The organism is Thalassovita autumnalis (assembly GCF_001458255.1).
Taxonomy (GTDB): Bacteria; Pseudomonadota; Alphaproteobacteria; order Rhodobacterales; family Rhodobacteraceae; genus Thalassobius; species Thalassobius autumnalis.
Map to the genome: position 1 here is coordinate 1 of NZ_CYSB01000046.1, position 10,256 is coordinate 10,256.

At 55.1% G+C, this 10,256-nt stretch carries 5 protein-coding genes and 1 pseudogene; 3 read left to right on the forward strand and 3 right to left on the reverse strand.

All coding sequences use genetic code 11. The features are described from left to right. The coding region (locus tag TL5118_RS20090) for a methyl-accepting chemotaxis protein (RefSeq protein WP_058260822.1) at nt 1-1,761 on the forward strand (1,761 nt) is incomplete at its 5' end. A gap of 112 nt (nt 1,762-1,873) precedes the next feature. Here TL5118_RS20090 and TL5118_RS20095 read toward each other — a convergent pair. Then, nucleotides 1,874-2,695 carry a glycosyltransferase gene (locus tag TL5118_RS20095; RefSeq protein WP_058244350.1) on the reverse strand — a complete coding sequence of 274 codons (822 nt, stop codon included), beginning with the start codon at nt 2,693-2,695 and terminating at the stop codon, nt 1,874-1,876. 796 nt (nt 2,696-3,491) lie between these two features. Between TL5118_RS20095 and TL5118_RS20100 the strand changes: the two genes are divergently transcribed. Together TL5118_RS20100 and TL5118_RS20105 are read left to right on the forward strand one after the other, a co-directional pair. Continuing rightward, complete coding sequence (locus TL5118_RS20100) at nt 3,492-4,553, forward strand: alginate export family protein (RefSeq protein ID WP_242601830.1); 1,062 nt, start codon at nt 3,492-3,494, stop codon at nt 4,551-4,553. Between the two features lie 391 nt (nt 4,554-4,944). Continuing rightward, a pseudogene (locus TL5118_RS20105) lies at nt 4,945-5,874 on the forward strand (serine hydrolase domain-containing protein). Between the two features lie 485 nt (nt 5,875-6,359). On the opposite strand, the gene TL5118_RS21545 reads toward TL5118_RS20105, so the two are convergent. Then, nucleotides 6,360-9,254, reverse strand: a complete 2,895-nt coding sequence (locus TL5118_RS21545) for an SEC-C metal-binding domain-containing protein (protein WP_207383461.1) — start codon at nt 9,252-9,254, stop codon at nt 6,360-6,362. A gap of 390 nt (nt 9,255-9,644) precedes the next feature. Beyond that, complete coding sequence (locus TL5118_RS20115; protein ID WP_058244348.1) at nt 9,645-10,064, reverse strand: hypothetical protein; 420 nt, start codon at nt 10,062-10,064, stop codon at nt 9,645-9,647. Nucleotides 10,065-10,256 lie beyond the last annotated feature (192 nt).

Sequence of the window (10,256 nt, forward strand, 5' to 3'; positions counted from 1 at the left end):
CATGGAACTGGCGCCCCGAAAAAGCCTGAAACCGCCCCGATACCGGACGGATACGACCCCACTACCCATGACACCAGTGATCTGTCGCAGCAGTTAGCCTACGCGGCCTACGAACACCTCAACTGCCCGATCATGGTGTGTGACGACCAACTCGTCATTCGCTACGCAAACACCGTTGCTTTTGAAATGTTCCAAAGCCTTGAGGCCGACATTCAAAGTGACCTGCCCCATTTCAGCGCCAGCGATATCATCGGCAAGAAGATTGACGTCTTTCACAAGAACCCGTCTTACCAGCACAAGCTGATTGCCGCGATGAGCGAGACCCACCTGGGTAAGTTCAAAATCGGCAACACCCACCTGTCCTTCCACGCTTCGCCAAACTTCAAAGAGGACGGCACGCTGGACGCAATTGTGGTGGAGTGGCAGGACCGCACCGCTGAACTGCAGGCAAAGGAAGATCTGGATGCTTTCCTGGCAGACGTGAAGTCCATGGGCGACGCCCATGAGCGTGGCGAGACCGGCACCTTCATCGCCTCGGCCAATTATCCCGAGGGGCTGGCAGAAGTGTCCAAAGCCGTGAACGCGATGGTGCGCGGCCATATGCATCTGCAAAACCAGATGGTCGAAGCCGTCGAAGCCTATGCTTGCGGCAACTTCAACCACAAACTGGAACAGTTCCCCGGTGAGAAAGCCTATATCAATCAGAGCTTTGATATGGTGCGCGACAGTTTCCACGGGCTGACGAACGAGATCCGCAAAGCCTCGGAATCGATTGTGAACGGCGACCTGGCCATCACTATCGAAACCAAGAAGTTCCAAGGTGAATACCGCGAGGTTCTGGAAACCTTTGACCGGGCCTTTGGCGATCTCAGCAACATGATTGGTGAGCTGAACACCCAAATTCAGGAAATCTCCAAATCCTCGGAAATGGTCTCCTCCTCCTCATCGACCCTGTCGATGGGGGCAGAACGGACCAGCCAGGCGATCGACGAAATCTCCTCGTCGTTTGATGAGACCGAAAGCATGGTGCGTGCCACCTCAGATGCGGCCAATCAGGCGCATGAAGTGGCCAATTCTGCCAGCCAGACGGCCACCGAAGGCAGCGAAACCATGGCCAATCTGCTGAGCGCAATGGACGGTATCGATGCCAAAGCACGCTCCATTGCCTCGATCAACAAAGTGATCGATGAGATTGCCTTCCAGACCAACCTGCTGGCGCTGAACGCGGCGGTGGAAGCGGCCCGTGCGGGTCAGTATGGTCGCGGCTTTGCCGTTGTGGCCCAAGAGGTGCGCAACCTTGCCGGCCGTTCCGCCAAAGCGGCGCAGGAAACCACATCGCTGATCGAAGATTCGACCCAGGCCATTCAGGACGGGGTGAAGATCGCCAACGATATGGACACCGCTTTCCGTTCGCTGTCGGATGCTTTCGACGACGTGCAGTCGCTGGTCAATGAGATCAACGTGGCCACCCGTGAACAGCAGTCCGCTGTGTCGCATATCTCAAACTCGGTTGGTGAAATTGCCACCACCGCCGCCACCACCGACACTGAGTCTTCGTCGCTGGCAGCCGGTGCGGAGGAGCTCTCCTCCTCCACCAGCATGATGCGCGCCCAGCTGGGCCGTTTCAAACTGCGCGACACTGGTTCACCGATGGCAGCCGCGATGGCAGATTTCGATCTTTCCAGCCTCAGCCCCGAAATGGCGGCACAGGTGCAAAAGATGCTGGAAGATGAAAATCTGACAAAATACGCGGCCGAATAAGGCAGCAGGACGAACGGGTTCTAAAACTCAGGCGCGGTCAATCATGACCGCGCCCTTTTGGCGTTTCAAATATCTATGGGCGAAGGTTGCCACGCTCAGATATTTTGAGCATCTATGCCTCAGCTAGCGCGGCCATTTCCGGGCGCATCTTCCAATCCGCTTTCAGATCGCGCAGCAGTGGGAAGGTCTTGAACAGAATCGGCAGGCTCTCTGCCTTCACAGGTTCCGTGCCCCGTCGCCCCTTGCTGTCATTGCTGGCATGGACCGAGCGGATATACTGCGGTTCCAGCGTGTGAATGACCCGCACCGGGCGGCGTTCCAACACCTTGTGATGGGCCACACGGAACGGGCTACGGTGGCTTTCGGATGGCGCCACAACCGTCAGCCCCAGATTGGTGGCCGGAACATTGCGCGGAATAAGCTCCAAATTGCCATCCTCAAACAGCGCGGTGACACCCCGCGGCCAGGACAGGAAGACGTAGTTGGGCTGGTTCGCCTTGCGCAGCGCAACCGCAGCGTTTGCTTCGCCGCGCAGGTCGGCGGTGAAATCGACCCCGACCGCATCATCATCATCCAGCACGATCTGCGCCGTGTGGGCATAGCGGTTGAAGGTCTGCCAACGGTATTTCTGAAACGCCTTAGATGTCGAATCCGGCTCGCGGAAGATCACATGGGCGCGCGGCCCCAGCATGTCATTGCAGACCTCTTTTAGACGATCCTGATAGGGTTTCGGCATCAAGGTGGAAGACAGCACAATCAGGTTAAAATCCTGATCCGTCTGATCCCGTAGCGACGGCAGCGCCACCTTGCGCAGGTAGTATTCCCGCTGCTCCAACCGTTCCGGCGAAAACAGCTTTTCGGGATCACGGCTCGCCTCACCGCGCCAGCCAGACTGGCCGTAAAAGGAATACCGCATCAAATAAAGCAAATGCATTGTGCAAGCCCCGCCCTGTCGCGGTGTTCTTGAAAATACTGCCCACACCGCTGTTTGTTATCTGATGAGAGTCTAACGCCTTTGCCCCAGAGCCGCAATTTTTTTGCGGACAACGCGTGCCAGCAGGATTGCACGGCAATTTGCCCCCCGCAAACCCCGCTTCGATCGTCGGCAAAAGAACACCTCTTAGTGGCCAGCGGCCCACCCGCGCCGCCTTGAGGGGGTCAGAACACATCATGATCTACAAAAAACACAACGTTTACAGATCAATAAAATCGCGAAGCCAACACAGTGCGCGGATCAAGTTTCATTCCCTTGACCACCCGGCATGCTGACCTAATTCTCCCCTAAGTGTTTTTGTTGAAGTCTTTCGGAATCTTATCATGACCAGATTTTGACAATCTCTTTCAGGCACTCACAATCCTACACGCACTTTCTTTCCCAATGCTTAGGTGCAGCGACGATTGCCCCTGTGTTGATCGCAACATCGGCTGCGGCGCAGGATCGCGACCCGTTCTTGTTTTACGACCAAAACGGCACCAAGGTGCGCGGCCACTTGCAGGCGGGGATCAACTTCCCTGTTGAATCCAATCTCTATTGGAACCTGCCATAGGCGATCACACCGGGTCTGGATTTTGGGCCCGATACCAGCTGGGTCGAAGCCTATGTCAAACCCGGCATCAGCTTTGAAAACACGCTTGATACAGGCGCCACGATCTACGGGAAACTGTCCGCTGTTGCCTCCTACACCTGGGGCACGGACGCCTTTGACACCGGCGATACCGGTGCCACCACTTTGGAGGAAGCCTACGTCGGCATTCGCGGCACCGCCGGGGCCGGCCTGAGTTACGATGTATCGGTGGGGCCGCGCGAACTGAAGCTTGGCACCGGGATGTTGATCTCAAACGGGGCCACCAGCGGGTTTGAACGGGGGGCGCTAAAACTTGGCCCGCGCAAGGCCTGGGAAATGTCAGCCATCGCCAAGCTTTCAGGCAATGGGTTGACCGGCACAGTGTTTTACATTGATCCCAATGAATTGCCCTCCACCGATGCTGGTAATGAATTGGCGGGCATTGATCTGCGCCACGATGGGGCGCAGGGCAGCTACCTGGGCGCCACCTACATCCATGTTTTGAATTCAGGCTCCCCCTACCCGCAGGCCGCACCGGGTGGCATCGGCGCACCGTCTGTGCTGACCGGCGCACGCGAGGGCACCAACACGATCAACCTCTATGGTAAAACCGCGCCCTTTGCGGGCGCTTTGGCGAACTGGACCTTCACCGGGGACTATGCTTACCAGTGGAATGACACCGTCGATCTGGAGGCCTGGGCGGGGCGCGTCACGGCAAGCTATGCCTTCCAAGGCATGGCCTGGTCACCTGTGCTGACACTTGGATATCAAACCTTCTCCGGGGATGATCCGGACACAACCGCCTTGGAACGGTTTGACCCGCTGTATTACGAAGGCAGCCCCAGCGCCTGGGCGACGGGGTCAAAATCTGCCTCGACCTTCATCAACTCCAACGTCAACGCACTCTCGCTGGCGCTTCGGGTGAAGCCCAGCCCGAAAGACACCGTCACCTTCCGCTATTCCCACATCCGCGCAAATCAACTGAACAGCCCGATCCAATTTGGTCAGGGCACCCGGGTGGATGCCAATGGTGTGGTGGTCAGCGGGGTGTCAGATGCCCATCTCGCCGATGATTTCTTCGTGGAATACAACCGAATTATTAACCGCAACACCTATTTGACCGCTGGCGTCTCCATCTCCCTTCCCGGGGCTGGGATCAACGATGCCGCTGGTGGAAACGCTGACAATTGGAACGGAGGATTCGTGAATGTCGTTGTCAACTTCTAGGCTGATGACCCTTGCTGCAAGTGCTTTTCTAATGACGGGGGCGTTGAACCCCGCCTTGGCCCAGTCAAAACCGCTGAGCGCGCAGGAGTCTGATCCAAACGTCATGGGCTGGATGCAGGGCTTCCCGCCGCCGGCCGACAAGATGATCACCCAGCCGGATTCCAACTACTTCAGTTTCCCCAAACTGCGCTGGTCAGTCTGCCACCTGCGGGAGTTTTTGCCGACCGAGGAAATCAGCCGCGGCATTGGCGCGCCAAGCCCGCTGAACTACCCCTCCGCGGCTGAGTTTGCCACGCTGCGTGGCACCATCGATGCGCTGACCTTCACGCCGATGAACAACGACAGCCCGATGACCTGGGAGGAGTCCCTTTACGCCAATTACACGGACGGAATGCTGATCATTCACAAGGGTGAGGTGGTGTATGAACGCTACTTTGGTTGCCTGAAAGAGGATGGCAAACACGCCATTATGTCGATGACCAAATCCATCACCGGCCTCTTGGGGCAGATCCTGGTCAGCGAAGGTGTCTTGGATGACAGCCTGTTGGTGCGCGACATCATCCCGTAAATTGGCGACAGCGCCTTTGCCAGCGCCACGGTGCGGCAAGTGATGGATATGACCACCGGCGTAAATTACTCCGAGGATTATTCAGACCCCAACGCTGATATCTGGCTCTACTCCGCCGCGGCCAGCCCCCTGCCCAAGGCCGAAGGCTATGAGGGGCCCAATGGCTACTGGCAATACCTGCAACAGGTGCAGCCTGGGGGCAATCATGGCGATGCTTTCCACTATAAAACCATCAATTCAGACATGCTGGGCTGGATCATCAGCCGGGTGACGGGAAAATCGGTGACCGATCTGGCCTCGGAACGTCTGTGGCGGCCGCTGGGTATGGAACAGGACGCCTATCAAACGGTAGATGCAATGGGCGTGCCCTTTGCCGGTGGCGGCGTCACTGCAGGGCTAAGGGATCTGGGCCGATTGGGTCAACTGCTGCTGAACGAAGGCAACGCCCACGGCACGCAACTGTTCCCGGCCGATGTGGTCAAAACAATCAAAGCTGGGGGGGATCAGTCAAAATTCATCGGTTTCCCCACGATTGAGAACGGCAGCTACACCAGCCAATACCGGGTCTTCCACAATGATCACGGTGCCTTTGCAGCGCGCGGAGTCCACGGCCAGACGATCTATGTCGATCCCACCGCGGAAATGGTTCTGGTGCGCCTGTCCTCTTTCCCGCAGGCCCAAAACGGCTTCATCGACCCAACCTCCCTGCCCGCCTATCAGGCGGTGGCGGAGTTCCTGCTGGAACGCGACTAAAGGCATCGGCCAGCGATACCTAAGTCCATGACGATCACAAGCGAGCCCCACCTGGGGCTCGTTTCCGTTTGCCTAGCTTATCACCGGGAAGGATTGCGGAAAATTAGACGCATAAACCCACAAACAAAAAAGCCCTCAAGTCATTGCGACTTAAGGGCTTTTTATGCTCCGGCGGTAGGGGCGTAAGCCTCTGTCCGGGATCCCTTGATTCCTTAGAAGTTTTCGCAACCGACTTCCGCGATGACTCCGCATGTGCTCCAAGAAGTGCCACAATGTGGAGTCCTGTGCAATGGATGAAGAACTGAATTTCTGGGGTGCTAACGGTTGCTGTAGGAGGGTCACGTTTTGTCGCTGAAACCACAGGGAATGTGAGGAATTGCCATTTTGTAGTTCATTTTCATTCGAGCCCCATTTGTGGTTCGTGTGGTTTTCCCTTCACCTTGGTCGATCCAGTAGGGACTCAGGGAGGGTCGGGGTCGAGATGGTTATCGACCGTGGCACTGCTTGAATTTCTTTCCAGAACCACACGGGCAACGCTCATTTCGCCCGACCTTCTTACGGGGCTCGAGGGCGTTTGCCGCTCCACGCCGTTCGCTAAAAATCGCTTGCATATGTTCTGGCACGTAAATCTCTCTTTGACGTGGTCCCCCAAACACTCGAACCCGCTCAATTATTTGTTTCTGCTCCTGAAATGCCAATCTTTGCTCTGGCACCATCGCTTTCTCGAATGGTTTGAGCTGTTCTACCTCTTTGGAAGCAGCCTCATGATCGCCACAGTAAGCCAGCACAACGGCATATAGTGCCCGCGTTTCCAGAACTCTTGAGGAAAGACCAACACCTTGTAAAACAGGAAAAATATTGTTCTCGAGTATCTGCCTTGCACCGATGAAATCGTTTATCCACACGAAGTCGTCAACCAAGTCGAGCCCCACCCGCAAAAGGGAGTCGAAGGCATTCGCCAGTTGATAAAATTTCATTGCTTGAATGCGGACTGCCGCTGTGCTCGCGCTTTTTCCGCCGGTGGCTTGTGCGAGTAGGTCAAGAGTATCGGCCAGATGCTTTAGAGTGTCGGTGAGATCTCGATCTTGAGGGAGCAACGGGCTCAACTGTGGGGCGTTGCGTCCGATTAAGTCTCCTGGTGAAATTCCAAGTTCTTCATAATAGTCTTCGGCAAGTTGTGAAGCTGCGGTGCAAGCACCAAGGTTGTCGCCGAGATTGAAGAGAGCAAGCGCCCGATTATACCTGAACACTCGCATATGCTCAGATTTCGCGGGCAGGCGTTTCTCGACAATCGCGAGCAATTCTTCGACGCCTTTTGCTTCTCGTTGCATAGACTTGAGGAGCATTTTTTTCATGCCCCAAGCCAACCACTCATCCACACCGAGACTGCCTGTATCTATCAGTGTTTGCATTTCTTCAATGCGATCATGGGCAGGTTCGAAGTTTCCGTCTCTGAGGTCGTTGAATACAAGTCCGTCCAGCGCCCAGAGACGTGTTCCGGCTTCTTCGCCTACGCTTGCGGCGATGCTAATTAAAAACGGTTCGATCTCGGGCCAGACACCCATTTCGTGGAACAGTTCATTCGTCGCAAACTCTACCAAGATTTTCGCATTCCCGAGCTGCCCAAAAAGGCGGATGAGAAGACCCAGTTTTGCGATGGTCCAGTCTTTACGGATGGACACGGTGAGAATTTCAAGGAGGGCGGCCTTCGCTTTGCTCTCAAGATTGTTTCCTTGTCCAGCCAGCTCCGCCAGACCATGTATGCGAACGGCGTCGTGTATTTTTAGGCCAGAGGTGCCAAATAGCTCAAGCGCACCAGTTCTTGGTAATGTTCGCAGGCGTGCGGAACTTGCCCGGACGTCGAGATCGCAGGTGGCCTGCAGTAGCTTGATGGCTTCATCCCGTGTTAATGCTATGTCTGCCAGGCTCAATATTGCGATCGTTTCACGTGCGTCTGGAGGCAATCCTTCAAATGTTCGTCTAAGGATGATCTCTTGAGCGGTCTCGACCAAGTGAGTCTGTGCTTCAACCTCCTCACAGAAGTCGCGGATTAGTCCACCATACTCCCGGGTTGCGACCGCGGCAGCGTTCAGAACGTAGAAAGGTAGTCCACCGGTCAGACGAGCAAGACGCTCGCAGTCATTGAAGTTGGCTTGGCAACCTGCGTCGTGAATGGCGGTGGCAATCGTATCTTCATCCCAGCCGTGAAGGGTTTCAGCTTGGATGGCGAGCCGTGCTTCCAGATTTGAGATCTCGAAACCTGGCTGACCAAGTAGCAAGAACCGAAAATTGGGGGCTCGATCGACGATAACTTCAATATCCGATGCTGGAACTCTATGTGCATTGTCAATCACGATGTGGGCGTGGAGGCCCTCTTCGCCGAGCTTAACGCTTAGTGCTCCGAGCATGTCGATACCACTTGCACCGGGAAGTAATATCTCGCCAAGTTTGCCACTCGACCGCCCGAACATCCGGCCAGCGACCTCACGAGTTACAGCCGATGCGAGAGCTGGTCCAGGAGTGTCAACAACGTCAATGTAAGTCACTGGAATAGGGGCATGGGTGGCCGCTTCGGCCACCCATGCCGTCTTTCCTGCTCCTGAGAGGCCGGAGATGATGCGAACCTTTTGGTCGCCAAGAAGCATTGGTTCATCAAGTTGTGTTCTGTAATTTGGTGGCGGAGCAGGTAGTTCCTGCATCTGAATGACCAGTTGTTCGAATAACTGTGGCAACTCTTCACGCGAGAAACTGTGGTCTTGTCTTGGTGGGGTTCCTGCTGAAGCAAACATCACCATGCTCGCGAGTTTCCAAGTGAGGGTCTCCGGCTTCAACAAGGCGAACGGCAAATCGCCCGCGAGCTGGGAACAGGCACTAACTGCCTCCCAAACATTTCGAGGAGGAGAAGGTAAGAATACTTCCTCTTGGGCCGGACCATCGGGCCAGTGCAATTGAACGTCGTCTGGCCAATCTTTGCTGGAAGCCCTCTCGAACAATGGTGTTGATGGTTCAGCGTTGGACGCGATTATGAAGCTGGCAGACCCTTTCCGTTTGCCCTTGGTGTGTTCACTTCTGATTTCTTCGAAACGTTGAAGCGCGCCTTTAATATCGCTGGGGTTCAAGCTCCCGACGCGTGTCTTTACCTGAACGTAGACGCGTCGTCCCGGAAGCACGATCTCTATGTCCTCGTCACGTTCAACGATGACACGTTCCACTTCGTTTGGCCCCGCCATAAGAAGACAAATCGCTGCATACAGGTGCTGATATAAGAAGCCTCGGTGAACTGCTTCAATTCGGATCAGCTGCCGCTCGCTGAGGACAGAGTTGTCTTCGCAACTGTCATTATTTTTACTTGTAGCTTCTGTTTTTGTGTCGGCGGTCAAAACAAATCTCAATGTAAACAACTTTTTGTGGAGTTGATAAATCGGATTTCGCCTCATGGCAAGTTCAACTCTGAGCGTCCCAAGACAGGGGGACGAACTGGTTGTTCGTCACCGAAACGAAACCAGAAGCGGACATAGGTTTGCAGTTCCTTTATTGTGCGAAAAGGTCTGTCTCACAAGCAACGGAAACGGGTTTTTGAGCTGTTTGCAAGCTCCCAAAACTCCAAAAAGGGAATTGGAAGCTTGATTTCTTTTCTTAGCTGATGTCGCTTCCATCACCTTAGAGAGTAAGTTTAAGTAGGGGCATCTAAAGCCTTCGGTGCCCCAAAAAGCTAACGATTTGAGTGGTTGTTTTGCATTCTGATGTGGCGAACCCAGCTATGCATTTACTCATACAATGGCGTTCGCGAGTAAGATATCTGCCTCGCGGATCGCAGCCAGTTTGTCGTCCAGCGCTACTTTGGCAGTTTTGAACTGCTTCCAGCGATAAGCGAGGTTCACATACTCGACGACTTTCTGATTTTGCTCCCAGACGAGATCCACATCTTGCGCCAGGGCTGCATCCCCTTTGCCCTCGCGGATTTCATTGAGCGTTTTGCGGATCTGCTCCCCCATGAGCTCAATGAGATCAGCCCCTACATTCTTGAAGCCGTTCCGCGCCTGAAGCGAATGAAGGGCCTCGAGAATGACAGATTTGCTCGTGCCGCTGGGGACCAGACTACCGCCGAGCCATTCTTCCGCCAGCAAACGGCCCTGAACCAGTGCTTCCAGTGTCATCTCGTGCACTTCTCGTTCGATTTCGATGTGCATTGATATCTCCTATGCATTTGAGACCGCGGGTTGCGGACTCTCAAGACGCCAGAACCAAGGAGACGGGATCTGGCGGGCATGTTTGGCCGATCAGGCAGCCAAACGATGAGACAACGCGGCGCTCAACTTAGCATCTTCGTATCCGTCCGGTATCGGGGCGGTTTCAGGCTTTTTCGGGGCGCCAGTTCCATG